The organism is Synechococcus sp. JA-3-3Ab (assembly GCF_000013205.1).
Lineage (GTDB): Bacteria > Cyanobacteriota > Cyanobacteriia > Thermostichales > Thermostichaceae > Thermostichus.
The window spans coordinates 1,411,901-1,437,510 of sequence record NC_007775.1 but is presented as its reverse complement, the minus strand read 5'-3'; the positions used below and the strand labels follow the sequence as shown (position 1 = coordinate 1,437,510).

General features: G+C 60.0%; 20 protein-coding genes and 2 tRNA genes. 9 read left to right on the top strand and 13 right to left on the bottom strand.

The genetic code is table 11. From position 1 onward, the window contains the following. Positions 1-185: 185 nt before the first annotated feature. The 3 genes from CYA_RS13765 to CYA_RS15050 form a co-directional block, all read right to left on the bottom strand. The gene (locus CYA_RS13765; RefSeq protein WP_049749749.1) at positions 186-2,306 is read right to left on the bottom strand and encodes a hypothetical protein; all 2,121 of its coding nucleotides are present in this window, start codon (positions 2,304-2,306) and stop codon (positions 186-188) included. Between the two features lie 248 nt (positions 2,307-2,554). Next, a complete protein-coding gene (locus CYA_RS15055) occupies positions 2,555-4,858 on the bottom strand; it encodes a hypothetical protein (RefSeq protein ID WP_187147170.1) in 2,304 nt (767 codons plus the stop codon). Positions 4,859-5,012: 154 nt separating this feature from the next. After that, positions 5,013-5,159, bottom strand: a complete 147-nt coding sequence (locus CYA_RS15050) for a hypothetical protein (protein ID WP_011430273.1) — start codon at positions 5,157-5,159, stop codon at positions 5,013-5,015. A 201-nt stretch (positions 5,160-5,360) separates the two neighbouring features. Here CYA_RS15050 and CYA_RS06730 point away from each other — a divergent pair, with 201 nt between their 5' ends. The 7 genes from CYA_RS06730 to gatA all read left to right on the top strand — a co-directional run bounded on the left by CYA_RS06730 (position 5,361) and on the right by gatA (position 9,623). Next, positions 5,361-5,660, top strand: coding sequence for a ferredoxin (locus CYA_RS06730; RefSeq protein ID WP_011430272.1), 300 nt, complete (start codon positions 5,361-5,363; stop codon positions 5,658-5,660). A gap of 228 nt (positions 5,661-5,888) precedes the next feature. Then, on the top strand, positions 5,889-6,269 hold the full coding sequence (locus CYA_RS06725) for a hypothetical protein (protein ID WP_011430270.1): 381 nt from the start codon (positions 5,889-5,891) through the stop codon (positions 6,267-6,269). 66 nt (positions 6,270-6,335) lie between these two features. Then, positions 6,336-7,010, top strand: coding sequence for a Uma2 family endonuclease (locus CYA_RS13760; protein WP_011430269.1), 675 nt, complete (start codon positions 6,336-6,338; stop codon positions 7,008-7,010). After that, positions 7,001-7,073: transfer RNA gene (locus CYA_RS06720), tRNA-Ala, on the top strand. Before CYA_RS13760 ends, CYA_RS06720 begins: the two co-directional genes overlap by 10 nt. 76 nt (positions 7,074-7,149) lie before the next feature. Continuing rightward, positions 7,150-7,488: a hypothetical protein gene (locus tag CYA_RS06715; protein WP_011430268.1), complete on the top strand. Its 339-nt coding sequence runs from the start codon at positions 7,150-7,152 to the stop codon at positions 7,486-7,488. A 107-nt stretch (positions 7,489-7,595) separates the two neighbouring features. After that, on the top strand, positions 7,596-7,913 hold the full coding sequence (locus CYA_RS06710; protein WP_011430267.1) for a hypothetical protein: 318 nt from the start codon (positions 7,596-7,598) through the stop codon (positions 7,911-7,913). 180 nt (positions 7,914-8,093) lie between these two features. Beyond that, the gene (gene gatA / locus CYA_RS06705; protein WP_011430266.1) at positions 8,094-9,623 is read left to right on the top strand and encodes an Asp-tRNA(Asn)/Glu-tRNA(Gln) amidotransferase subunit GatA; all 1,530 of its coding nucleotides are present in this window, start codon (positions 8,094-8,096) and stop codon (positions 9,621-9,623) included. Positions 9,624-9,628: 5 nt separating this feature from the next. Here the strand turns inward: gatA and psb28 are convergent, their stop codons facing one another. The 4 genes from psb28 to gyrA form a co-directional block, all read right to left on the bottom strand. Continuing rightward, positions 9,629-9,943: a photosystem II reaction center protein Psb28 gene (gene psb28 / locus CYA_RS06700; protein ID WP_011430265.1), complete on the bottom strand. Its 315-nt coding sequence runs from the start codon at positions 9,941-9,943 to the stop codon at positions 9,629-9,631. Positions 9,944-10,114: 171 nt separating this feature from the next. Beyond that, positions 10,115-11,299, bottom strand: coding sequence for a glycerate kinase family protein (locus CYA_RS06695; RefSeq protein ID WP_228375490.1), 1,185 nt, complete (start codon positions 11,297-11,299; stop codon positions 10,115-10,117). 86 nt (positions 11,300-11,385) lie between these two features. Next, positions 11,386-11,781 carry a DUF760 domain-containing protein gene (locus tag CYA_RS06690; protein WP_011430263.1) on the bottom strand — a complete coding sequence of 132 codons (396 nt, stop codon included), beginning with the start codon at positions 11,779-11,781 and terminating at the stop codon, positions 11,386-11,388. A 190-nt stretch (positions 11,782-11,971) separates the two neighbouring features. Beyond that, the gene (gene gyrA, locus CYA_RS06685; RefSeq protein ID WP_041438313.1) at positions 11,972-14,527 is read right to left on the bottom strand and encodes a DNA gyrase subunit A; all 2,556 of its coding nucleotides are present in this window, start codon (positions 14,525-14,527) and stop codon (positions 11,972-11,974) included. Positions 14,528-14,828: 301 nt separating this feature from the next. On the opposite strand from gyrA, the gene CYA_RS06680 reads away from it, so the two are divergent. Both CYA_RS06680 and CYA_RS06675 read left to right on the top strand, forming a co-directional pair. Further along, positions 14,829-16,526: a SulP family inorganic anion transporter gene (locus CYA_RS06680; protein WP_011430261.1), complete on the top strand. Its 1,698-nt coding sequence runs from the start codon at positions 14,829-14,831 to the stop codon at positions 16,524-16,526. A 67-nt stretch (positions 16,527-16,593) separates the two neighbouring features. Beyond that, positions 16,594-17,433, top strand: coding sequence for a DUF6671 family protein (locus tag CYA_RS06675; protein ID WP_011430260.1), 840 nt, complete (start codon positions 16,594-16,596; stop codon positions 17,431-17,433). A 143-nt stretch (positions 17,434-17,576) separates the two neighbouring features. Here CYA_RS06675 and CYA_RS06670 read toward each other — a convergent pair whose 3' ends face one another. The 6 genes from CYA_RS06670 to groL all read right to left on the bottom strand — a co-directional run bounded on the left by CYA_RS06670 (position 17,577) and on the right by groL (position 25,548). After that, positions 17,577-19,157 (bottom strand): iron uptake porin, encoded by a 1,581-nt coding sequence (locus CYA_RS06670; protein ID WP_011430259.1) that lies wholly within the window; start codon positions 19,155-19,157, stop codon positions 17,577-17,579. Between the two features lie 444 nt (positions 19,158-19,601). Continuing rightward, the gene (locus CYA_RS06665) at positions 19,602-21,182 is read right to left on the bottom strand and encodes an iron uptake porin (protein ID WP_041438310.1); all 1,581 of its coding nucleotides are present in this window, start codon (positions 21,180-21,182) and stop codon (positions 19,602-19,604) included. Between the two features lie 299 nt (positions 21,183-21,481). Continuing rightward, a tRNA-Val gene (locus tag CYA_RS06660) sits at positions 21,482-21,553 on the bottom strand. 40 nt (positions 21,554-21,593) lie between these two features. Beyond that, positions 21,594-22,757 (bottom strand): GuaB3 family IMP dehydrogenase-related protein, encoded by a 1,164-nt coding sequence (locus CYA_RS06655; RefSeq protein ID WP_011430257.1) that lies wholly within the window; start codon positions 22,755-22,757, stop codon positions 21,594-21,596. A gap of 155 nt (positions 22,758-22,912) precedes the next feature. After that, complete coding sequence (locus CYA_RS06650; protein WP_011430256.1) at positions 22,913-23,740, bottom strand: DUF429 domain-containing protein; 828 nt, start codon at positions 23,738-23,740, stop codon at positions 22,913-22,915. Between the two features lie 173 nt (positions 23,741-23,913). Next, positions 23,914-25,548 (bottom strand): chaperonin GroEL, encoded by a 1,635-nt coding sequence (gene groL, locus CYA_RS06645; protein ID WP_011430255.1) that lies wholly within the window; start codon positions 25,546-25,548, stop codon positions 23,914-23,916. Between the last annotated feature and the right edge of the window lie 62 nt (positions 25,549-25,610).

Sequence of the window (25,610 nt, the reverse complement as noted above, 5' to 3'; positions counted from 1 at the left end):
TCCTGCAAGCTGGTGCTAGCCTACCACAATTCCTCTCCCGCCGTTGCAGCCCGACTTCCCGGAAAGGGGCAAGGGAATGCAGAGCACCGGGGCCTACAAAAAAGCCCCCCTGGGGGGCAGGGGGGGAAACAGCTTCCAGCGCCAGTTACGGAAGAACTTTTGCTGTAAAGGTTCCCAAAAAGTTGTTATTGAACTTCTCTTGTAAAGGATCCCTCAAAGTTGTTATTGCGAAGAGCACTAGAGAAGAGGTTATTGTCACCGTCAACTCCAATTCCCTTACCGGAGGCAGTAAAGGTGTTACCTTCAACAGTGGATTTTCTCGCCCCATCTAGGACTTTGATACCTCTGGCATTCGCGCTATAACTCACCTTGATGGTGGAGCCGGTAACCGAGGATCCGGGAGCATTGAGAAGGATACCTGTACTGTCTTGCGAGTGCCCCTCGTTAGTCATATCCACCGTCAAGCCCGTAACAGTCAGAACCCCCTGGGAATCGATCAAAGTGACAGCTCCTCGGGTGACACCGGAACCAGCGGCGATAGGCCGAACTCTGCCACCGATAATGCTGAGGTTGACATTGGGATCATTCAGAATGCCAATGCTAGGTGTACCAGACGTCCCAATAGCATCCGCCACATCAACCCTCACATCCCTAAGGATATGGGAGCCAGCTCCCTGAACCTGCACGCATTTAACAGCAGTGTTGTTTGCCGTCACACTACACTTGACATCCACACTGGCTAGCCCAGCCGTTGGATGCGTGATTAGTACTGCTGTCTCTCCTGAACCAGCACTGACGGTGGAGGTAATGTTGATATCCTGCAGCTTGTAGCCCTTGTTCAGGGTCAGTTTATTACCCCCCATATTCAACGTAAACGTCTTCGGGAATGGAGCTTGCAGCACCGTTACCGAGCCGGCCAACAAAGTCGGTGTGCTAATGTTAGTAGAAGTAGGAACATTGTCAGTATTGGCTCCACCCAAAATAGTAACCACCACGTTATTGCCCGCGCCGGCCACCTCCGCCACTCGCGAAGCTATACTTTGGCCACTGTCCAAAACCTTCCAAACAGTCCTCCAAGGCTGGGCCGCTGTGCCCGGGAAGTCGTCGTTCCCAGCCCCCCCAGGCGTAGGATCGACGAAGAAAGTCGTCCTCGAGAAGGGGGTAATGGTTACCGGCAGCTTGAACTGACCCAACGGCCCCGCATCCAAGAGAACCGATTGCGCTCCTGGAGCGGCCCCCAGTTCAGCCCTCACCAAAACCGTCCGGTCGAAGTTGAAGTTGGTCGACGTAAAGGTCAGGGAAGCCGGAGTGGCGGTCAGGTCAGGCGTAGAAGTCGTCACCGTTACCGTCACCGGCGCTGTCGGGGCGTTGGCCAGCTTGACCGTAAACGACTTTGCCCCATTGGCAGGAATTTCCAGGCTGGCAGGATCCACCACAAGGTTGGTCGATTGGTCAACCGTAACATTGACCACTCCATCCGCATAGCCCGGAGCAGAGAACTTGACGGTGCCAGTCGTGCCTGGGGTCGCCGTGCTGCTCACCGTCACCGTGCCGCTGAAAACAGTGGGAGTAAAAGGCAGGGTCGTTGGGGTAGCTGTAATGCCGCTAGAAGGCGTCACCGTTACCGTCACATTCCCTGGTGGCGCACTGGGCAACGACACCGTCACGCTTTGGCTGGAGCCGCTCGGCAGCTTCAAATCGTCAGGGGTGACCTTGAGTGCATTGCTCGTCGGCGTGGGCGTGGGCGTGGGCGTCGGGGTCGGTGTTGCTGGAGTCTTGAAGAAGGTATCCAACTGAGTTTGAGTAACGCTTACCCCCGAAATCTTCAGAGTGCTGGACACAAAGTTGTTGACCTTGGTCGCGTCCACACCCACAGTGGACACGGCAAACAAAATGGCGGCATCCTCGCAGTTGACAACTCCGTTGCCGTTGAAGTCGGAGATAGCGGGCTGCAGCGGGTCACCTAGCCCGGTGACATCGCTGGGCGTAATCGGCCCTGCTTTAAGCGTGTTGTTGACGAAGCTGACGATCTTGGCAGCGTCGCCGGTGTTGAGGCTGCAGGCGGCAAAAAGCACTGCCGCATCCTTGCTGCTAACCGAGGTTTTCACCCCGTCGTAGTAGAAGGAGAGGCCCTCGGCAACGGGAGCAGCGGTTTCGGGAACTTGAGCCGAGATGGTGGAAGGAACCTGCGTAACGGTAGGCGTGTCGGCAGAGCAGGCCGCTACCACCCCGGTTAGAGAAGAAGCCAGCGCCAAGGAGGCCAGCGTGGAACGCAAGCTGTGCTTGAGGTTACGGTTAGACATCATCAATCTCCAAGAAGAAAGGCTCTACAACTGGTTGAAGCCTTGGCAAGCGCAGCTCAACTCACTACAGGGAAACCCACAAAGGCCTAGCTGCTAGTAGTATACCCATGCAGAAGCCAAAAAGTACAACAGGGAAACCAATCGAACGAAGAGATGCGCAAGCCAAGCGAGATGGAAAAAGCGACCTGCCACCACCAAGCAACTCCGTCAGCCCAATAGCAGCAGGCCGCCGTTGCCAGACTAGACAAGAGCTAGTTCGCGGTCACGGTAATGGCAGGCCCGAAGTTGAAGTAGGTGGTGCTGCCAGGGTTAGTTTCGTTGTCAAAGGTGTTGATGGCAGTACCGCCAACCGTAATCGGCCTAGGTGAAGGAATGGCGGGAGTTACCCGAATCTGGCCACCAAAGGGGATGGTGATGGATTGTTCTTGGAAGATAGCCAAGTCTTCAGCCACCGAGGTGGACCTGGCGATGACCGGATTACCGCCTGGCCCCGTCACCGTCACCACCGCGTTGGCAGGCAGGCCTGGGATAGTGATCCTCACACCGGCAGGCTGAGGCGTGGGCGTAGGCGTGGGAGTAGGCGTTGCCGGTGGCGCGCCTCCAGGCTGGAACTGCAGACCGGCCCCTGGGCCGAAGCCCACTGCCGAGCAGAGGGCATCCGACACCCTGCCAAAGACAGTAGAGGTGAAAGGAGTGACTCTTGGCGTGCTATCTCTTGGCGTGACATCCAAGAAGTTCAGAAGGTTGCCCGGGGCTCCCGCCAAGCTTTCTTGGCGACCGCACACGGCAAAGCCAGGAATGGGCGTGGGCGTGATGGTGTTGTTGAAGAAAGCCTTGAGAATGGTGCCTTCTCCGCCCAGCGCCTCCGCCGAGGTTGGCGTGAGGTTAAGCTCAGGACGAGCGTAGACGGCCAAAGTGCCTTGGGGCGGCAGGCGGAAGATGTTGCCCCTCACCGAAGCCGTGGCGAAAGGAGCCAGCGTTCCCGGTTCCAGAGTCTGGCGATCCACAATAGCAGCAATGAAGACCGGGCTGTCAATCGCAGGCTCAAAGAGGTTCTCGCGAATGGTTACCGCGTTTGGCTCAGCCGACACCACATGTACGCCAGCAACGGTGAAGCCGCGCAGCAGGTTTCCGTAAACCTCCGCCTGCGAGAAGTCGCAGACTTGCACAGAGACGTAGGGACCCACCTGCGTAGGAGGCCGCGTGAAATCGTTGAAGGAGACTTTTACGTTGCGGGTGGTGAGGTTGGCTAGGTCACACTCGCCAATGGCTACTTGGTAAGGTGCAGCCGGCCCAATAGCGTCCGGATCTGGGGAAATGCCAGTAATCCGGAAGCCGTTGCCCTCCGTTCCGCCCAACGTGGCATCAGCGGCCAGGATCTTGACTGACTGCACTGTGCTCGTGCCATCAACGGAGTTCAAGGTCAAGCCAGGCCTGTCGGCAGGCAGAACAATCTCGCCCTCATCCTCAAAGGATCCAGGACCAGCCGTTACTGTCTGGTTAGGACCTGCTGCCTCAGCAATGGCGCGGGTAATGGAGAGGTAAATGTTGCTGGTGTTGCTGTTAAACGCCAAGCTCGTGCCTCTAGCAACGATGTCACGGCGCTCCACGGCATTGAGGCCGCTGCCTCGCTCGTCGCGAATGGCGTAGACGTTAGCCGTTGGGGTTATGGGATCAATGATGTTGTCATCAACGGCCACCAAGCTCAGCCCTGTAACGGCAGGCTCAATGAAAATAGCCGCCGAGCCCTCACCCACATCCTGCGGCACCAAGTTAATCAACTGAGTTTGCACGCGAGCGGGAGGTGCGGCGTAGCCCAAGAAGATGTTGTTGGCCTCCACCCGCAGGTTGATGCCTGCGTTGTCGCCGGCAATGCGAATACCCGCTGAGTCAGCTGCGCCAGCCACAAAGAGGTTGGAGCGGGTTACTGTCAGGTTCTTAGAGGTGGCGCCAGCAGCAGCTGAGCCAAAGCTAATGGCTACCCCACGGGAAGCTGGAGTGGTTACTGTGGGGAAGAGAACGATGTCAACGCCCGTAACAGTAACTTCTGTGGCCCCCTCAGCGTCAATGCCGTACTCAATCGGTGCCAGGGAGCGGGTGTTGAGAATGCTGAAGTTCTCCAGAACAACGCCACTGGCATTGCTAGTGACCTGAACAGGAGCGTCCTTCTCTGCACCCACCACAATAGCATCGCCCACCAAGCCAGTGGCACCGCGCACCGTAACGTTGCTGCGGTCGATCACGATGTTCTGGCGATAGACGCCTGGCCCCAGGACAATCGTGAGAGGCTGGGTGCGATCAGAAGTGGCGATAATCCGGTTAATGTCGGTTTCGGGCGTAACTCTAACTGTTCCTGCTGGCGGGGTTGGCGTGGGAGTCGGCGTAGGAGTTGGTGCTGGGGGAGGCGGGGGCGGCGGTGGCGGAGGCACCGGCACAGTTGGGCTAGTACTGCTTTCACCGCAGCCCGTTAGAATCACGGGCAAGAGCACCACGGCAGACGCCAAGGTCAGAGAACCAAGTGACTTCAGCAGCCACCTCTGCATTGTTCCGTTCATTTTTCTCCTCTTAACCAAAAAAGTAGGGTTCGGCTGAACACTTCCCTTACCTTACCCGATCACCTGACCTGAAGCAACTCAAGGCCTCAGGCTCGACGGTCGGGTGGGAGACGCATACACGCCTGTTCGGCGCTTGCTCTAGCTACTCCGTAAATCATACCGTCAGATCTGCCCAACTTGGCAAGTCTTGCCATTTTTTTTCCAGGTGCAACCCAGGAGCTACAGGGATCCCTGCCAAGTCCAAGTTGAACAGAGAGGATTGCGGAAGAATGACCGGTGGGATCTGCGGCAGTTCTGCCATCGGAGCCGAGGTTCACCCTTCATGCAGACGCTGCGGGCTAACAGCCCTCTTGAGCAGCCAGAACCCTTACCCGGCAAGCTTTCCCGGATCCACCTGCAAAAAACCGGAAGATTTGCCTATTTCCTCACAAAAGGATGCTTGATCCGGGGCAGAAGGGTGGCAGGATGAGGAGTAGACGTTTTTTCTGGAGACCCAAGCAGGATGGCTGTCTACAAAGTTCGGTTGATCAACGAAGAGCGGGGCCTGGACGTCACCATCGATGTGCCGGACGACGAGTACATTCTGGACGTGGCGGAGGAACAAGGGATCGACCTGCCCTACTCCTGCCGCGCCGGAGCCTGCTCGACCTGTGCTGGCAAGCTGGTGAGCGGCACAGTGGATCAAAGCGATCAGTCCTTCCTGGACGATGATCAGATCGAGCAGGGCTATGTGCTGACCTGTGTGGCTTACCCTACCTCCGACTGCACCATCATCACCCACCAAGAAGAAGCGCTGTACTGAGCCCTCACCTCCGATCCCTCACCCCTGGCCCCTCTCCCATGGGGAGAGGGGTTTTTGTTTTGGGTGGTTCTTTCCGGCAGCCTCAAGCGCTGTGCGCCGCCGGCGGCCCTCACCCCCAGCCCCTCTCCCAGCCCAAGCGCTCCGCGCCGCTAACGCGACCACCCCCAGCCCCTCTCCCTGAGGGAGAGGGGAGTAGGATTTTTTTATCCTCTGTAGAACTTTTTGACGATGACCCCAGAACAAGAAGAGTGGTTAATCCGAGCTGTCCAGGAGCTGCAGGCTGCCCAAAAAGAGCTGCAAGCTGCCCAGCAGGAGCTGCGCCTTGTCCAGCAAAACCAGGAGGTTTTGATTCGAGAGCTGCAAGCGGGCCAGCAAAATCAACAGGTTCTGATTCAGGAAGTGCGCGAGGGGCAGGCGATGCTGGCGCAGTTTTTCCGCGAGGCGCTAGATCGCTTTGACGAGCGCACCCGCGCTATTGAACGCCGCACCGAAGCCCTGGAACGGCGCACAGAAGCCTTGGAACGGCGCACGGAAGCCCTAGAGCGCCGCACTGATGAGATGGCAGCGGAGATGAGGGATCTGCGCCGCGATTTTTTGGAACGGCGGTAGCAGCCTCAAGTGCTCCGCGCCGGCCCTCACCCCCAGCCCCTCTCCCTGAGGGAGAGGGGGGTTAGGATGGCAGCAGAGCAGCCTTTGGAGGTGGCTGTGGCTTTGACGATCGGATCCGTTTCTGCTTCTGGATCGACAACGGCTCGCCTGAGTTTGGCAGAGTACCTCAAGTATTCCGATGGCGGCGATACCCGCTATGAGTTGGTGGCGGGGGAGTTGGTGCCCATGGCCCTTCCAACCGGACGGCATGTCCAGATCCAAAAGTTTCTCAGCCAGGTTTTTGAGGCGGAGATCGCCAGACGGCAGTTGCCTTGGACAACAATCCAGGGCGGCCTGGGGATCCAGTCGCCGCGGGGCAACCGCTGGGAAACGGTGCGGATCCCGGATGTGGTGGTGCTGCCTTTGGAGCAGTGGCAGGAGATGGGATCCCGAGAGGCTTTGATTCGCTTGGAGGATCCGCCGCCGCTATTGGTGGTGGAGGTGGTGAGCGAATCCAGCCGGGCGGCGGACTACCGGGCCAAACGGGCGGAATACTGCGTTTTGGGCATCGGCGAGTATTGGATTGTGGATCCTTTGGAAGAGAAGGTGAGCCTGCTGCTGTTGCACGAGGGCTGGTACGACCTGCTGGAGCTGAAGGGATCCGAGGGGGTACCTTCGCAGGTTTTTGTGGGGCTAGAGTTGCAGGTGGGGGAGATCTTGGCTGCCGATTCAGGTTATCCTGGTAGAGCTACGGGGAGTTAGCTCAGTTGGTAGAGCGCTGCGATCGCACCGCAGAGGTCAGGGATTCGAGTTCCCTACTCTCCATCGCCCTCACCCCTGGCCCCTCTCCCAGCAGGAGAGGGGTGGTAGGATTTCCTTATTCTGTAGTGTTTCAGTAACCATGACGCCCGAGCAAGAACAGTGGCTGATTCAAGCCATCCAAGAGTTGCAAGCCTCCCAAAGAGAGCTGCAAGCCTCCCAAAAAGAATTGCAAGCTGCCCAGCAGGAGCTGCGTCTTGTCCAGCAAAACCAGCAGGTTTTGATCCAAGAGCTGCGGGAGGGACAGGCGATGCTGGCACAGTTTTTCCGCGAGGCACTGGATCGCTTTGACGAGCGCACCCGAGCCATTGAACGGCGCACGGAAGCCCTGGAACGGCGCACTGACGAGATGGCCCGAGAGATGCGGGAGATGCGGCAAGAGATTCGGGATCTGCGCCGCGACTTTTTGGAACGGCGGTAACTTGGGCCCAAGCGCTCTGCGTTGCTAGTGTAACCATCCCCGGATCCTTCTCCCAGGAGGAGATTTAGGGTGGTAGGATTTCCTTGTTCTGTAGCGCCTTGGTAACCATGACACCTGAGCAAGAGCAGTGGCTGATTCGGGCCGTCCAGGAGTTGCAAGCTGCCCAGCAGAACCAGCAGGTTTTGATCCAAGAGCTGCGGGAAGGGCAGGCGATGCTGGCACAGTTTTTCCGGGAGGCGCTGGATCGCTTTGACGAGCGCACCCGAGCCATTGAACGGCGCACCGAGGCTTTGGAACGGCGCACCGAGGCTTTGGAACGGCGCACCGAGGCTTTGGAACGGCGCACTGACGAGATGGCCCAAGAGATGCGGGAGATGCGGCAGGAGATTCGGGATCTGCGCCGCGATTTTTTGGAACGGCGTTGACTGCCAACAGCCCAGGCGCTCGGCGCTGCTGATGTGATCATCCCTAGATCCTCTCCTAGCAAGAGAGGGGGATCCACGAGATCTTTAGGGAGTTAGGGTTGGGAAGGGATCCCACCTAGATTAATCTAGAGGAACTTTGTCTGGCTTCACTGGCATTTGCCCTTCCCCACGAGTTTGCCTATGTCTGTCATCCGTGCCCTCCACAGGCAGTTGGTAACCAAAGAGCGCTCTGCCGAAGAGATCGCCCGCGAGTACCTGGAGCGCCTGGCCCAACTGGAGCCGCAGCTTAAAAGCTTTATTACTGTAACCGAAGAACTGGCTCTGCAACAGGCCAAGGCGGTGGACGCCCGCATTCGGGCCGGGGAAGAGATTGGCCCTTTGGCCGGGATCCCGTTAGCTGTCAAAGACAACCTCTGTACCCAAGGGATCCGCACCACCTGCGCTTCCCGGATGCTGGAGGGGTTCATCCCGCCCTACGAGTCGACGGTGACGGCGCGGCTGGCGGCTGCCGGCATGGTGACGGTGGGCAAGACCAACCTGGACGAGTTTGCCATGGGCAGTTCTACGGAAAACTCGGCCTTTCAGCGCACCGCCAACCCCTGGGACCTGACGCGGGTGCCGGGGGGATCCTCAGGCGGGTCGGCGGCGGCGGTGGCGGCAGACCAGGCGGTGGTGGCCCTGGGATCGGATACGGGGGGATCGATCCGCCAGCCGGCGGCCTTCTGTGGCGTGGTCGGCCTCAAGCCCACCTATGGGCTGGTCTCCCGCTATGGGCTGGTGGCTTTTGCCTCCTCTTTGGATCAAGTGGGGCCCTTTGGGCGCACGGTGGAGGACGTGGCCCTGCTGCTGCAGGGGATTGCCGGCCATGACCCCCTGGATTCCACCAGCCTCAAGGTGGAGATCCCGGACTACAGCCAGGCTTTGATCCCCGAGATCAAAGGCTTCAAGATTGGAGTCATCCGCGACCTGCTGGGAGAAGGGTGTGGGGAAGAGACCCGCGCTGCCGTGCAAGCGGCCATCCAACACCTAGAGGAGCTGGGGGCAGAGATCCTGGAGATCGACTGTCCTAGCTTTCGCTATGGCCTGGCCACCTATTACATCATTGCCCCTTCGGAAGCTTCTTCCAATCTGGCCCGCTACGACGGCGTCAAGTACGGCCTGCGGGAACCCGCCGACTCGCTCTTGGCTATGTACGGCAAAACGCGCGCCCGCGGCTTTGGGCCGGAGGTGAAGCGGCGCATCATGATCGGCACCTATGCCCTCTCTGCCGGCTACTACGACGCCTACTACCTCAAAGCCCAGAAGGTGCGCACCCTGATCAAGCAGGATTTCCTCAGGGCCTTCGAGAAGGTGGATGTGCTGGTCAGCCCCACCACCCCCACGCCGGCCTTCAAGGCGGGGGAGCGGGAGGATCCCTTGAGTATGTACCTGTGCGACCTGATGACGATCCCGGTCAATTTGGCGGGCCTGCCGGGGCTGAGCCTGCCCTGTGGCTTTGCCAACGGTCTGCCCATTGGCCTGCAGATCATAGGCAACGTCTTGCAGGAGAGCAAGGTGCTGCGGGTGGCCTATGCCTATGAGCAGAGCACCGACTGGCACAAGCGGCGACCTCCCCTGGGACAGCCCCCCCTTGAGCAGGCCCAGGGAACCGCTCAACAGCCCAAAGCCAAGAGCAAGTCCACCAAGGGGAGCAAAAAATCCAAAAGCTGAGCCCACTAGGCCATGCCCATCTGGTTGGCTGCCGAGAAGCGCTCCATGAAGCGCAGGAAGCGCTCCCATTCTGCTTCTGTTTCCATGTCGTAGATCACTTCCAAGGCCTTGAATTCCCCGTTCAAGAACTTGGCTTTGATGTTGCGGGTGGTCAGCTCCCCTTCCTCGTCGATCATCCGCATGCCAAGGATGCTTTGCGTGTCGGACTTCAGCTCCTCAAAGCGAAAAATGGCGGATCCCCGCTTGCCGGTTTTGGATTTCAGCAACCGCACCTGCGTTGGCACTTCTGGAATACCGGGAGAAAACTCAATAGTGGCCATAATTTTTAAAAAAACTCATTCAAGTCATTATAGTTGTTCCAAACACGATGATTAAGACACTTTGTCGCTGACCCAAGCGATCCCCGCCCCTAGCGGCCCTCACCCCCAGCCCCTCTCCCAAGGGGAGAGGGGAGCTGGAGATCGATGGATAAGCTGTTTCCCAGCCATTTGCTAGGTGGGGATCGGATCCCCGGCCAGAAACTTTTTCAACTCCCAAGCGGCCATCTGCTCCAGGTGGTAACCGGCCTGGCGCTGCGCCTCGGCCACATCCGGGATCCGGTCACAGAGGGCAGCAACTCTAATGGGAAGGGGTCGGGCGGCCAAGTCGGCCCGGGCTGCCGGGGTGGCCTGGCCACAGAGAATCAGCAGGGGCTTCTGGGCCACCATGGCCTGCTCCAGCACCGCCCCCACTACCTTGCCCATGCTGCTCTGTTCGTCAAGGCGGCCCTCGCCAGTTACCACCAGATCGCAGCGGCGGAGACGCTCCGGCAGGGCCAAGTGCTGGGCCAAGAGCTGGATCCCGGACTCCAGGGTGGCGCCCAAAAAAGCCACCAATCCTGCCCCCAGCCCGCCGGCGGCGCCGGCCCCTGGGATCCCCTCCACGGCCCGGCCCAGATCCCGCTCCACCACCCTGGCCCACTGCTGCAGTGCCTGCTCCAATTGCCGCACTTGCTGGGGAGTGGCGCCCTTCTGGGGGGCAAAGACGGCAGCCGCCCCCAACGGGCCAGTGAGGGCGTTCTGCACATCGCAGAGGCCGCGGATGCGCTTGCCTTGCCAAATGCGCTGTTTAGGTGGCTCGATGCGCGCCAGGCGGGCCAGCTCCCCTCCCCCCCAGCCGATGGGATCCCCGGCCCCATCCAAGAGGCGATAGCCCAAGGCCTGCGCCATCCCCGCACCCGCATCGACGGTGGCGGATCCGCCCAGCGCTATCCAAATCTCGGCGATGGGATCCCGGCAGACGGCCCGCAACAGCTCCCCCAGGCCATAGGTGGTGGTGCGGGTGGGATCCCGCTGCTCAGGGGGCACCAAGGTCAGGCCGGCCACCTGGGCTACTTCCAGCAGCGCCCGCTCGCCTGCCACCCCGTACTCGGCCCAGACGGGATCCCCCAGCGGGCCAGTGACCCACAGCCCTCGTTTCTCTCCCCCCAGCGCCGGCAACAAGGTCTCCAGCGTGCCCTCGCCCCCATCGGCCAGGGGGAGTAGCTCCACCTTGGCCTTCGGCAAGACCTGGCGGATGCCCCGGGAGATGCTCTCCGCTGCTGCCTTGGCTGTCAGGGATCCTTTGAAGCTATCCGGGCAGATCAAAACCCGCCGAGGTGGGCGGCTGAACTCAGATCCCTGGTCTGGTGAACCCATACCCAGCATCAGCCCTAAAACGTCCTCGGCGGCAACAGAGAGGATGGATTGAACTTGGCTGCGGGCCCGCAAGGCTGAGCCCGGAGCTATTGGGCACTGCCCCCCTCCGCTGTTGGAGGTTGATCCGGTGTTGAAGGTTGGGGAGAGGGGACGGCGGCGGATGAGTTACCCAAAGACTGCTCCAGGGCCAGACGCTGCTCCATCACCCGCAGAAAGTAGCCACCCATCATCGCCCCGGAGAGCATTTTTGCCAAGCTCTCGCGGTTGGTGATGATTTGAACGCCAAATTGGTCTGGCGGCAAACTGCCCACCAAGCTGCGAATGTTGTGGCCCAAGATCTCCAGCACCTCCGGCGACGAGTTGCGGGCGATGTCTTGAAAAACGCTGGGGTCCTGAGACTGCAGATATTGCCAGAGCCGGTTGTTGGGGCTGGGCGTTTGCGCGGCCTCAAAACCAGGAATGAAATTGATCGGGCTCGACATGGAGTCACCAAGCTCCCCAAACACAGCAAATCTAGCCCAACTCGGAGCTGTTGGCCCCATTCCTTAGGCCTTCGCAGCTCCGCCAATTGGGCTATGTCAAACCTAACACCCGAGCCTCGCCGCCTTCGGTACGGGATCCCACCCCTTTGAGGCGGCAAATGCCGTACCTCGGGAGGCGCCGCCTCGGAGATCAACCGTCGGCCTCGGGGATCCCCTCTGCCGGCTCCTCTTCAGCTTCCGCCGGATCCCTGATAAACGAAGCGGGCACCACCGTCACTCCTACAATGCTGTCCTCCGGATCCAAGCGCTGCACCAGCACCCCTGTCGCCTCGCGAGACTGAGTGGGGATGGCCTTGGCCAACTGGCGCATGACAATGCCTCTGGCAGTTACCAACAGGATCTCGTCCTCGGCATTGACGATGCGCAGGGCAGCCAGCTCATCCGACTCCTGGCGGAACTTAGTGGCGATCACCCCCTTGCCGCCCCGGTTTTGCCGGCGGAAGTGGTCGATGGCCGAGCGCTTGCCCCGCCCTTCTTTGGTAATCACCAGCACCCAGGGGTTGGCCAGCCTCTCCCCCTCTCGCTCAGCGGCCATCACCGACTCGGCAAAGATGATGTCCATGCTGACGATGTCGTCGCCGGGGTTGAGGGTGATGGCCCGCACGCCGCGGGTGGCTCGCCCCAGGGGGCGCAGTTGCTCGTCATCTGCCCGGAAGCGGATGCACATGCCCTGGCGGGTCGCCATAACCACATCGTCGCTGGAGCGGGCGCGGCGCACCCAGCGCAGCTCATCGTTTTCCTCCAGAGAGATGGCAATCAGGCCGTTGGAACGCACATTGGCAAAGGCGCTGAGGGCCGTTTTTTTGATGTAGCCCGCTCGGGTGAGCATCACCAAGTATTCGTCGTCGCTGAACTCGCTCACGGGCACCATCGAGGTAACCCGCTCTTCCCGAGTGATGGGCAGCAACTGGACGATGGCGCTGCCGCGGGCGGTGCGGCTCCCCTGCGGGATCTCGTAGGCGGGCAGGGTATAGACCATCCCCCGATCCGTGAAAAAGAGGATAGTGTCGTGGCTGCGACAGGCAAAAAACTGCTCGATGGCATCGTCGTCTTTGATGCGGGCGCCGGCCTTGCCGCGGGTGGCCCGCCCCTGCACCTGGAACTCTTCAAGGTCCATGCGCTTGATGTAGCCCTGCTCGGTGAGGAAGATGACCGTCTCGCGGTTCTCGATCAGATCGGCAACCTTGAGCTCACAGTCTTCCAGGCAGAGGCGGGAGCGGCGCGGGCTGGCAAAGCGGCTCTTGAGCTGCTGCAGCTCTTCGCTGATGATCTGCATCACCCGCTCCCGGCGGGCCAAAATATCCCGCAAATCGGCAATTTGCCTCACCAAGTCTTCGTGTTCGGCCTGGATTTTCTCCGCTTCTAGGGCGGTGAGGCGGCGCAGTTGCATCTGTAAAATGCCATCGGCTTGCGCTTCGCTCAGGCCCAACGTTGCCTGCAACTCAGCTCGGGCTGTGGTGGCATCGGCGGCTCCGCGGATGAGGGCGATCACCCGATCCAACTGCCCCAAAGCCAAAAGGTAGCCCTGCAACAGGTGATCCCGCTCTTCGGCTTTCTGCAGCTCGTAGCGGGTGCGCCGCTCGATCACCTCTGCCCGAAAATCCAAGAAAGCCTGCAGTGCGTCCCGCAGCGTCAGGGTGCGCGGCTCGCCGTTGAGGATGGCCAGCATGTTGACCCCGAAGTTGCTCTGCAGGGGGGTTTGCTTGTAGAGGTTGTTGAGCACCACCTGAGGCTGAGCATCCCGCTTCAGCTCGATCACCACCCGCATGCCCTCGCGGTCGCTTTCGTCGCGGATGTCGGCAATGCCCTCCAGTTTTTTCTCGTTGACCAGCTCGGCAATTTTTTCAATCATGGCTGCCTTGTTGGTTTGGTAGGGCAGCTCGGTGATGATGATGGCCTCCCGCGTCGGTCGGCCCCGCTGCTCGATGGTCTCCACCGTGGCCACCCCCCGCAAGGTGATGGAGCCGCGCCCGGTAGTATAGGCTTCGCGGATGCCTTCCTGGCCCATGATCAGCCCGCCGGTGGGGAAATCGGGGGCCGGGATCCACTGCATCAGCTCCAGGCTGGTCAGGTTGGGGTTGTGGATGAGGGCGATCAGGCCGTCCACCAGCTCTCCCAGGTTGTGGGGCGGGATGTTGGTGGCCATGCCCACGGCAATGCCAGAAGAACCGTTCAACAGCAACTGCGGGATCCGCGCCGGCAGCACCAGCGGCTCCTGCTGGGATCCGTCGTAGTTGTCGATGAAGTCGACGGTGTTGGCGTCGATATCCTGCAGCAGGGCTTCCTGGGCAAAAGCGGTGAGGCGGCACTCGGTGTAGCGCATGGCCGCCGGCGGGTCGTTGTCGATGGAGCCGAAGTTGCCGTGCCCGTCCACCAGGCGCTCCCGCATGGAGAAGTCCTGGGCCATGCGCACCAGGGCTTCGTAAACCGCCTGATCCCCGTGGGGATGGTATTTCCCGATCACATCCCCCACGACGCGGGCGCACTTGCGAAAAGGGCGATCCGCCGTCAGGCCCAGCTCGTGCATGGCGTAGAGGATGCGGCGATGCACCGGCTTGAGGCCGTCGCGGGCATCCGGCAGAGCCCTCCCGACAATCACGCTCATGGCGTATTCCAGGTAGGACTGCGCCATCTCCCGCTGCAGGTCGGTGGAGATGATGCGCGCGGTCAATTCGTTGTCGCTCATGGGTGGGGGTAGAGGTGAGGGATCCCGGTCGGCTTGGGCGCGGGCACGGTTCGAGGTTACAAAGCTGTCGCAGCAGCAATCGCCATTGCCGGCCAACGGTCGGCAACCCAGGAAACTAAAATAAAGTGCGCCTGCGTCTAGTCTACCATTGCCTTTTGCCGGGGCAGAGGGAGTTGCCCGGAGCCGCCCCCTGTCCCAAGGGGATCCCTGAAGACATTTATAGATAAAAATCTATCCTCTAATCGGGGCGTTATGGTAACGCTCAATGATAGGCTGCCTATAGCATTGAGGGCAGTGGGGCATGTTGGGCCAAGTGACGGGGCAAGGTGGGGGAGTGCTGGCTTGGCGTCGGCGTCTGAGCCTAGAAAACTGGCGTGGGGATCTCTTCGGTGGCCTGACGACGGCTATTGTCTCGCTGCCGATGGCCCTGGCCTTTGGGGTGGCTTCTGGTGCCGGGCCGGTGGCGGGCTTGTATGGGGCGGTGTGTGTGGGCTTTTTTGCTGCCCTGTTCGGCGGCACTCCCACCCTCATCTCCGAGCCCACCGGGCCGATGACGGTGATGATGACGGCAGTCATTGCCAAGGTTACCGCCAGCTATCCGAACCAGGGACTGGGGCCGGCCTTCACGGTGGTGATGGTGGGGGGCCTGTTTCAGGTGCTGTTTGGATCCCTGAAGCTGGGCAAATACATCACCCTTATGCCCTACAGCGTCATCTCCGGCTTTATGTCGGGAATCGGCTGGATCATGATTTTGCTGCAGATCCCGCCCCTTTTGGGCCACGCCAGCCAGGGGGGAGTGATCGGGGCGGTGCAGAACCTGCCGACCTACCTGCTCAATCTCAAGTTCCCGGAACTGGGGTTGGGGCTGCTGACCCTTGCGATCCTCTTTGGCTATCCCAAGCCTTGGCGAAGAGTGGTGCCGCCCCAGTTGGTGGCCCTGGTGCTGGGAACGCTGGTGGCCAACTTGTTCATGGCTGACTGGGATTTGCGGCGCATCGGGCCCATCCCCACCGGCTTGCCCCAGGTGCAATGGCCGCAGTTGCCCTTTGCTTCCCTGGCCAGCTTGGTGTTGGACGGGGTGGTGCTGGGCATGCTGGGCTGTATCGACACCCTCTTGACGGCGGTGATTGCCGACAACCTCACCCGCACCCGCCACGACTCCGACCAAGAGCTGATCGGGCAGGGGATCGCCAACCTGGTCTCCGGCTTCCTGGGGGGCTTGCCGGGGGCGGGGGCGACCATGGGCACGGTGGTGAATATCCAGTCAGGGGGACGTACGCCCTTGGCGGGCATCACCCGCGCCCTCATCCTCTTGATGGTGGTGCTGTTTGCCGCTCCCCTCACCCAAGGGATCCCGATGGCGGTGCTGGCGGGGATCGCCTTTAAGGTGGGGGTGGATATCCTCGACTGGAGCTTCCTGAAGCGGGCCCACCGCCTCTCCCTCAAAGGGGCAGCCATTATGTACGGGGTGATGTTCATGACGGTGTTCGTGGATCTCATCGCCGCCGTGGGGGTAGGGGTATTTGTGGCCAATTTGCTCACCATTCAGCGTCTGAGCGAGCTGCAAGCGGAAGAGGTGAAAGCCATTACCGATGCGGACGATGCCGTAGATCTCACCCCGCGGGAAAAGGAATTGCTGCGCCAGGGCCGCGGTCAGGTGTTGCTATTTTACCTGAGCGGGCCCATGATCTTCGGGGTTTCCCAGGCCATTTCCCGCCAACACCAGGCGGTGGCCTCCTGCCAGGCTTTGGTCTTGGATTTGTCCGATGTGCCGATGCTAGGCGTTTCGGCGACGCTGTCCTTGGAAAATGCCATCCGCGAAGCTCTAGATCAACGCAAACAGGTGTGGATCGTCGGGGCCAAGGGTCGGATCCGGCAGCGCTTGGAAAGCCTGCATCTGCCCTTGCCGGCAGAGCGATTTGTGGAGAGCCGGGAGGCCGCTTTGGCCGAGGCCGTCGCCCAGTTGGGCTTGCCGCTAGAACCCAGCCCCCTGGTTTGAGCCCTCCGATGAGCCCAACAAGAAAGCTGCAGACTTCGTTTGCCGGATCGGGGTCAGTTCTGGATCTATGCACTGGAAAGGTCGGGTTGCCTACTTGGCAACCCTGCATCGCAAAGAGCAGGTGATCGGCCCTCTCTTGGCCCACCACCTGGGGATCCAGGTGCAAGTGATACCTCTGGACACCGACCAACTGGGCACCTTCTCGCGGGAGCGGCCTCGGCCAGGGGATCCCATCCACACCCTACGCCTGAAAATTGAGAGAGCCCGCCAAGCTCATCCCGCCTCTTTGGTTTTGGCCAGCGAGGGATCCTTTGGCCCCCACCCTCAGATCCCTTGGATTCCTTTGAACCAGGAATGGGTCATGCTCAAGGTTTTTGAACCGGGCGCGGATCCCTTGGAGCTGGTGGGCTACGCAGAAAGCACCCAAACCAACTTCAGCCATCGCTGGGTGCAGAGCTGGGCAGAAGCGCTCGACTTTGCCCAAAAAGTAGGTTTCCCGCAGCACGGTCTAATCGCCCTCGATCAACCGGAAAACCCCCAAGTTATCCACAAAGGGATCCAAGACGAAGCTACCCTGAAGCAGGTGGTAGAAGAGCTGCTGGCCCGCCAGGGAGGGCTGCACCTGGAAACCGATATGCGGGCCCTGTACAACCCAACCCGCCTACAGGTGATCGCGGCAGCCACCCAAAACCTCATCGCCAAAGCCCAAAGCCTCTGCCCGGCCTGCGGGATCCCTGGCTACTGGCGCATCCGTTCGGTCTCTGGGCTGCCCTGCGGCCAGTGTGGTGCCCCCACCCCTGTAACCAAGGCGTGGGTGTATGGCTGTGCCCGCTGTTCCCACACCCACACCGAGCCTGTGGCAGAGACCTGGGCAGATCCGGCTCAGTGCGCCTTTTGTAACCCCTAACTTGTCTTGAGAAGGATCCCGGCGCCAGCTCCAACTCGATGTATTTCGGTGCAAGGGCAAGGCTTGGGAGACTTGCCATAAAAAAGGGATCCACTGCAGTGGATCCCCTAACCAGCTATGAACCTGCAAAAGAGGTCAACTCATCAGAAGTTGAACACAGCCCGCAGAGCACCTACACCAATGGTTGGGTCGTTGTCTCCCGGCTTGCCACCATTGGGGTTGCTCACAAAGTAGGCCGCCGGGGTAAGGGTGAGGTACTCGTTCACCGGGAAGCTGTAGTAAACATCCACAATGAACGGGCGGGTATCCCAAACTCCTTCATTTTTGGTGGTCACAATTGGCTGGCCAAAAACCACACCCCCTTGAGCACCCTCAATGAACAGATCTGGGAAGGCAAAGCCAAACAGCCAGCCGTTGAAGTCTTCGTCGCCCGGATCGATGGTGCCCGCCGGTACCACGTTGGGCAGGTTATAGTCAACGTTGCCCGCCGTAAACCAGCCAGACGCAATAATCCGCGGGGTAATCTCCCAGTTGGCAGCCACAGAAAAGGCGTTCACCCGTGCAGAGGTGGACACATTGGTTACTCTCAGAGGGCCACGGAAAAGAGCTGTACCGTTGGCCAAGAACTCAGGGCCATCGTTTGCCGTCTGCAGATAGGTACTGGCAAACTGGAGGTAAATCTCTAGATTTTCATTCGGCAGGAAGCCCAGCTCTACCGCGTGGGCACTGTCGCTACCGGTTATACCGCTGTCGCCGAAGCCGTTGCCCAAGGCTTGAGCGTTCCTGGTGCTGTAGCTGTAGGCCAAGCGCAGTTGATCGGAGAGGCGGTAGCGGAAGCCAAACAGAGCTCCACCTGGCACATCCGCCGTGGAGTTGGGAGCGTCGGCGAAGTCGGAGAGAGCTTCGAAGGGTGTGCTGTAGTTGAATACATCGGACACATCTGAGCCAACGATACCCGTGTAGATGGTAGCTGCTTGGTTGAAAGCTGGGAATTGGTAGATCAGCTTGGCCAGGGTGAAAGTGCCGCCGCCACGGCCGCCAAACTCAAGGCCGGGATCCCCATCAAAGAACTCAGTCACAGCATCGCGAGCTTGGAGACGAATGCGCAGGCGATCGCGACCCACAAAAGAAGCATCGAAGTTCAAGCGTACCCGATAGGGAAGAGTCATGTTGGCTTGGTTTTGCTCTGCTACTACCTTCCCATCAACAACTCTGTCTTCCGTGAGAGCGCTGCCTACAACAGCGGCGATGACTTGGGCATTCAACTTGGTAACCGGGTTGAAGACCTTCCCTTTCAAATCAGTAACATCGGCTTCCAGGGCATCCACCCGCCCGCGCAGGGCTGCCAGCTCAGCAGCAAATTCCTCTTGCAAGCGCTGCAGAGTGGCCAAGTCTTCCTTGGAGACTTTGTCGGCCAAACCGGCTGCAATCAACTCATTGATGCGATCCAAGCAGGCGTTCATACCGGCGGCAAACTCAAAGCGAGTCATAGCCCGGTTGCCGCGGAAGGTGCGGTCAGGGTAGCCGGCAATACAACCGTAGCGCTCCACCAAGGATTGCAGGGCTTGGAAGGCCCAGTCGGTGGGCTGCACATCCGAAAGCTCAGAGATGGAGGTGACCGGCCCGGTAGCTTGGGCATAAGCCACTCCAGGGGTCAGGATCGCTGCTGCACCCAGAGTGCCGGCCAGCAGCGTTTTCCAGTAGTTCGCGTGTTTCGCGGGCATGTTTCTCTCCTTGTTCTTTTCCTCACACCTTTTTGGCTGTAGGGATGTCTTCTAGAGGTAACCAATTGCCTAACTCAAGAACAAGTCTGGCAACTGCGGACTTCGGTGAAGACATGATGTGGAGATTATGATACAGCCGAAGTCCACATCCTCTTGCTGTCCGGCCTGCCCTACAGTTAATGCGGTGTCCCCACATCTGTGGCCAAGACATGGGTATCTGTTCCCGCCATTCTCACACCTACACCGAGCCTGTAGCAAAGACCTGGGCAGATCTCACGCAGTGCGCTTTTTGTAGCCCATGGCCTCGTCTTAAGCTCAACCTCAAGCTCTTTAATGCCAGCATCCTTATCCCCACAGAGGAGTTGATTATTCTTATTCAATGAAGAGATCCACCGTAGTGGATCTCTGCCTGGCAATTTGGCTGTAAGCGTGAGGAGCTAGGAACTAGAAAGTAAACACAGCTCGCAAAGCCCCCACGCCAATGGTTGGGTCGTTGTCTCCAGGTCTGCCGCCATTGGGGTTGCTCACAAAGTAGGCAGCAGGCGTTAGAGTAATGTACTCATTGACCGGGAAGCTGTAGTAGACGTCCACAACGAAGGGGCGAGTATCCCACACTCCGTCGTTGTCTGTGGTCACGATTGGCTGCCCAAATACAATCCCGCCTTTGGCACCCTCCACGAAGAGGTCGGGGAAAACAAAGCCAAGGAGGAAACCGTTAAAGTCTTCCTCTCCCGGATCCACAGTACCAGCCGGTACCACATTGGGCAGGTTGTAATCCACATTGCCAGCCGTAAACCAGCCAGACAAGGTAATGCGAGGGCTGATCTCCCAGTTGGCTGCGAACGTAAAAGCATTCACCCGTGCAGAGACATTGACCTGCGTTCTTCTTACCGGCCCGCGGAAGAGACTTTTACCCGTGGCCAGGAAGGTAGGACCGTCATTTGCTTGCTGCAGGTAGGTGGAAGCAAACTGAAGGTAAAACTCCAAGCCCTTGGTTGGCAAGAAGCCCAGCTCGACGGTGTGAGCGCTATCATCACCTGTCAAGCCACTGTCGCCAAAGCCTCTCCCCAGAGCTTGACCTCTTCTGGTGCTGTAGGCGTAGGCTAAACGAAACTGGTCGCTCAAACGGTAGCGAAAACCAAATAGGGTTCCGCTGGGCACATCTGCCGTAGAGTTGGGAGCATCGGCAAAGTCCGACAGAGCATCAAAGGGCGTGCTGTACTGCAGAACGCTAGACACCCCTGTACCTGTAATACCTGTGTAGATGGTAGCAGCGCGGTCGAAAGCAGGAAATTGATAAACCAGCTGGGCAAGAGTAAAGGTACCGCCCGCACCTCCTTGGAAGCCAACGCCTGGGTCACCCTCAAAGAAGGTGGTTACCGCATCGCGAGCTTGGAGACGAATGCGCAGGCGATCGCGACCCACAAAAGAAGCATCGAAGTTCAAGCGTACCCGATAGGGAAGAGTCATGTTTGCCTGATTTTGCTCGGCTACCACTCTTCCTTGTACGACCCGGTCTTCTGTAAGAGCGCTACCAAGAATTGCGGTAATGACCTGAGCGTTAAGCTTGGTAACTGGGTTGAAGATCTTCCCTTTCAGATCGTTAATATCAGCCTCTGCCGCATCCACCCGCCCGCGCAGGGCTGCCAGCTCAGCAGCAAATTCCTCTTGCAAGCGCTGCAGAGTGGCCAAGTCTTCCTTGGAGACTTTGTCGGCCAAACCGGCTGCAATCAACTCATTGATGCGATCCAAGCAGGCGTTCATACCGGCGGCAAACTCAAAGCGAGTCATAGCCCGGTTGCCGCGGAAGGTGCGGTCAGGGTAGCCGGCAATACAACCGTAGCGCTCCACCAAGGATTGCAGGGCTTGGAAGGCCCAGTCGGTGGGCCGCACATCCGAAAGCTCAGAGATGGAGGTGACCGGCCCAGTAGCTTGGGCATAAGCCACTCCAGGGGTCAGAATCGCTGCTGCACCCAGGGTGCCGGCCAGCAGCGTTTTCCAGTAGTTCGCGTGTTTCGCGGGCATGTTTCTCTCCTTGTTCTTTTCCTCACACCTTTTTGGCTGTAGGGATGTCCTCATAGAAGCGACAAACTGCCTACCTCAACAACGAGCCTGGCAATCGCGGACTCTGGGAAGACATGATACAGCCGAAGTCCACATCGTCTACCACTTTACACACTTTCTGGGCAAGACTCAATGCGAGACCCAACTGCGGTAGATGATCGAGGCTCGATATCCACTACTCTACCTCAGGGATCCGGCTCTGGCTAGCGGGTGTATCCCAAACCAAGACAGAGCTCCTAAGCCACAAACTCTGGTGGAAATGGGCGGTACCGGACTCGAACCAGTGACATCCTGCTTGTAAGGCAGGCGCTCTACCGCTGAGCTAACCGCCCTGGGGGATCCCAGCTCACCGAGTCTAGCATTGCCGGGAGGCTATTTCCCCATGCCCAGGCTCTGCGCCTTTTGGTAGACCTTTCCCTCGGTCAAAAGGGAGGGGGCAATGCAGATCTCCACCTGGTGCATTTCTTTGAGGTTGGCGGCGCCCAGGGTGGCCATGCTGGTGCGCAGGGCGCCCCAGAGGTTGTGGGTGCCGTCATCGAGGCGGGCGGGGCCGCGCAAGATTTCTTCTAGGGTGCCGGTGGATCCCACGCGGATGCGGGTGCCGCGGGGCAAGATGGGGCTGGGGGTGGCCATGCCCCAATGAAAGCCGCGACCGGGGGCCTCATAGGCGCGGGCCAAGGGGGATCCGATCATCACGGCGTCGGCTCCGCAGGCGATGGCCTTGCAAATATCCCCGCCGGTTACCAAGCCGCCGTCGGCAATGATGGGAACGTAGGTGCCACTTTCCGTCAAGAACTGGTCGCGGGCGGCTGCACAGTCGGCGATGGCGGTAGCCTGAGGTACTCCCACCCCCAGCACGCCGCGGGAGGTGCAGGCAGCGCCGGGGCCGATGCCCACCAGGACTCCTGCGGCTCCCGCTTGCATCAGCTCCAGGGCGACATCATAGGTGACGCAGTTGCCGACCACCACGGGAATGGGCATGGAGCGGCAGAAGGCGGCCAGATCCAGCTTTTGCATGCCTTCAGGCACCTTGTGGTGGACGGAAACCACGGTGGCCTGGACGAAGAACAGATCCCCCCCGGCTTCAGCCACCAGGGGGCCGTATTGGGCGGCGTGGGCGGGCACACTGCTGGCTGCTGCAATGGCGCCACCGGCCTTGATTTGGCGGATGCGCTCTTGAATCAGATCCGGCTTTACAGGTTCGCTGTAGAGGCGCTGCATTAGGGGCACAAACTCGTCTTTGCCCACCGACGCAATCTGATCCAACACCTCATCGGGATCGGCGTAGCGGGTTTGGATGCCATCCAGGTTCAACACCCCGAAGGCCCCCAGCTCCGAGAGCAAAATGGCCATTCGCACATCCACCACGCCATCCATAGCGCTGGCGATGATGGGGATTTGCCGTTGGATCCCTCCCAGGGTGAAGTGGGTGTCCACCAAGCTGGGATCCAGGGTTCGCCTGCCCGGCACCAGCGCGATCTCATCCAGCCCGTAAGCGCGTCTTGCCTGCCGATTGCGCCCCAGTTGTGGGTTCATTTCCCTCCCCTCTGACAGGATCCCTTCTTCCTATCATGCCGCCAACGTGTGATTTGAGACTAGCAAGAGCCGGGTTTTCCCTCCGGTTTAGCTTCGCTTGTCTCTGCCTCAACGGAAGTCTGGCCGGTCTGGCAGAAGCCATACCCTCGCCCGAGTTAAAGCCCTTGTGGAGTTTCCGGCGAGGAAACAGGGCTCTTCCCTTGCAATGAGGGGGGCAGGGGAGTGAAAATGTGGCCTTCTTGCAGGTTGCCGAAGCTGTGGCAGCGCTCGGATCCCCAGCGGAAGCCGTAGAGGGCGATGTAGGCGCACATTAAGGCATCGACTTGGTCTTCGTAGTTTTTGAGTTGGCGGCCCCTAAGGGATCCCACCTCCACTTGGAGCAGGGGCTCGTGGCCTTGCAGAGACGGATCGGCGCTGGCCAAGGCGCGCAGATGTTGCTGGTACAGCCGCCACGCCTGTTCTCGTTGCAGCCAGGTGCGGCGGGGACGCGCTTTGTAGGGGAGGCTGCGGCTGAGGCCAAACAGGCTCACCATGGCGCTGTGGGGGAAGACTTCGGTGATCTGCCGGGCCAGGGATCCCTGCTCGATGCTGGCCTGCTCGCGAAAGCCATAACGGGAGAGAGCTTGCACCAGGGCCTCCCCTCGCACCTGGCCGTTTTTGGCCAAGAGGCGGCGGTTGGCCGGGTGGGCGCCAGCGGCATAGGCGCGAAACACCCGGTTCAGCTCGGCTTCCGCCCGCCGCTGGCCGCTGGGGTTGGGGACGCGCAGGGGGGCATCCACCGCCACCAGGCAGGGATCCCCTCCCGCTTGGGCTTGGATGTAGTCCACAATCTCCTGGTCGGTTTGCAAGAGGCGGTTGTCCCGCAGGTGGCCCGTCAGGTTCGGGGCTTGGGGATCCCCGCTCTCAACCTCCAGCGTTGCCACGCCAGAGGGGTTGCGGGCCGACCAGGCCAGGTCTAGGCCAATGCAGATTAACCGTGCCACGCCGCCTTCTCCTTCCGTTAGTAGGATGGCTCGCCCTCACCCCCCGGACGCCTGGGAGAGGGAAATGCCCAAGAATAAAGGGATCCCAGCCGGGATCCCGGAAGATGGCTGCTCTGACAAGGCAGCAGACTTTCCGCTAGCTGGCGAAGCCTCTGCCTCTTCCTGCCCGAAGATTAGTAGTCGTAGTCATCCACGCCGCCGCCACCGCCAGCGGGCTTGTTGCTCTTGGGCTCCGGCTTGTCTACCACGATGGCCTCGGTGGTGAGCACCATGCTGGCAATCGAGGCAGCGTTTTGCAGGGCAGAGCGGGTGACTTTGGCCGGGTCAACGATGCCCGCCTCAAACATATCCACATAGGCGTCGTTCTGGGCGTCGTAACCCACCGTGAAGGGTTTCTCTTTCACCCGCTCCAGCACGATCGAGCCGTTCTGGCCGGCATTCTCGGCAATGCGGCGCAGCGGAGCGCCCAGCGCGCGGGCAACCAGCATGGCCCCTACCAGCTCATCGCCGGACAAGTTGGCCTGCGCCCACTCCGTTACCGCCGGCATCAGGTGCGCCAGGGTAGTGCCGCCGCCGGGGACGATCCCCTCTTCCACCGCCGCCTTGGTGGCGTTGATGGCGTCCTCCAGGCGCAGCTTGCGATCCTTCATCTCAGTTTCGGTGGCCGCGCCCACTTTGATCACCGCCACACCGCCGGAGAGCTTGGCCAGGCGCTCTTGCAGTTTTTCTTTGTCGTAGGTGGAGTCGGTTTCTTCAATTTGGCGACGGATTTGCTCACAGCGGGCTTTGACAGCCGCTTCGTTGCCTTCGGCCACGATGGTGGTGTGGTCTTTGGTTACCGTGACGCGACGGGCCGAGCCGAAGGAGTCGAGACGGGCGTTCTCCAGCTTCAGGCCGCGCTCTTCGCTGATGACCTCACCGCCAGTGAGGATGGCGATGTCTTCCAGCATGGCCTTACGGCGATCCCCAAAGCCAGGCGCTTTCACCGCCACCACGCTCAGCACGCCCCGCAGCTTGTTCACCACCAGAGTGGCCAGGGCTTCTTTCTCGATGTCTTCGGCGATGATCAGCAGCGGACGACCGGCGCGGGCCACTTGCTCCAGCACCGGCACCAGGTCTTGTACCAGGGTGATTTTCTTATCGGTAATCAGGATGTAGGGGTTTTCCAGAACCGCCTCCATCCGCTCCGTGTCGGTGACGAAGTAGGGGGAGATGTAGCCTTTGTCAAAGCGCATCCCCTCCGTCACTTCCAGCTCAGTGGTCATGGACTTGCCTTCTTCCAAGGAGATCACCCCTTCGCGGCCCACTTTGTCCATGGCCTCGGCGATCATGCGGCCCACTTCCTCATCGTTGCCGGCGGAAATGGCCGCCACCTGGGCAATGGCTTTGGAGTCTTCCACCGGGCGGGCATGTTCGGCGATCTTGTCCACCAGGAACTTCACGGCTTTGTCGATGCCGCGCTTGAGGGCAATCGGGTTGGCGCCGGCGGCCACGTTTTTCAGCCCTTCTTTAACCATGGCGTGGGCCAGGACGGTGGCGGTGGTGGTGCCGTCCCCAGCCGTGTCATTGGTCTTGGAAGCCGCCTGACGGATCAAGGAGACGCCAGTGTTTTCAATGTGGTCTTCCAGCTCGATCTCTTTGGCGATGGTTACCCCATCGTTAACAATTTGGGGTGCGCCAAACTTCTTCTCCAGGACGACGTTGCGCCCTTTGGGGCCGAGAGTAACGGCTACAGCTTCCGCCAAAATGTCCATGCCGTGTTCAAGGGCACGACGGGCTTCTTCGCTAAAAATGATCGACTTGGCCATACTCAACCTCTCAGACGTGAATGAACTAAGGGCGATGTAGAGGATCGATCGCTGAAGGACTG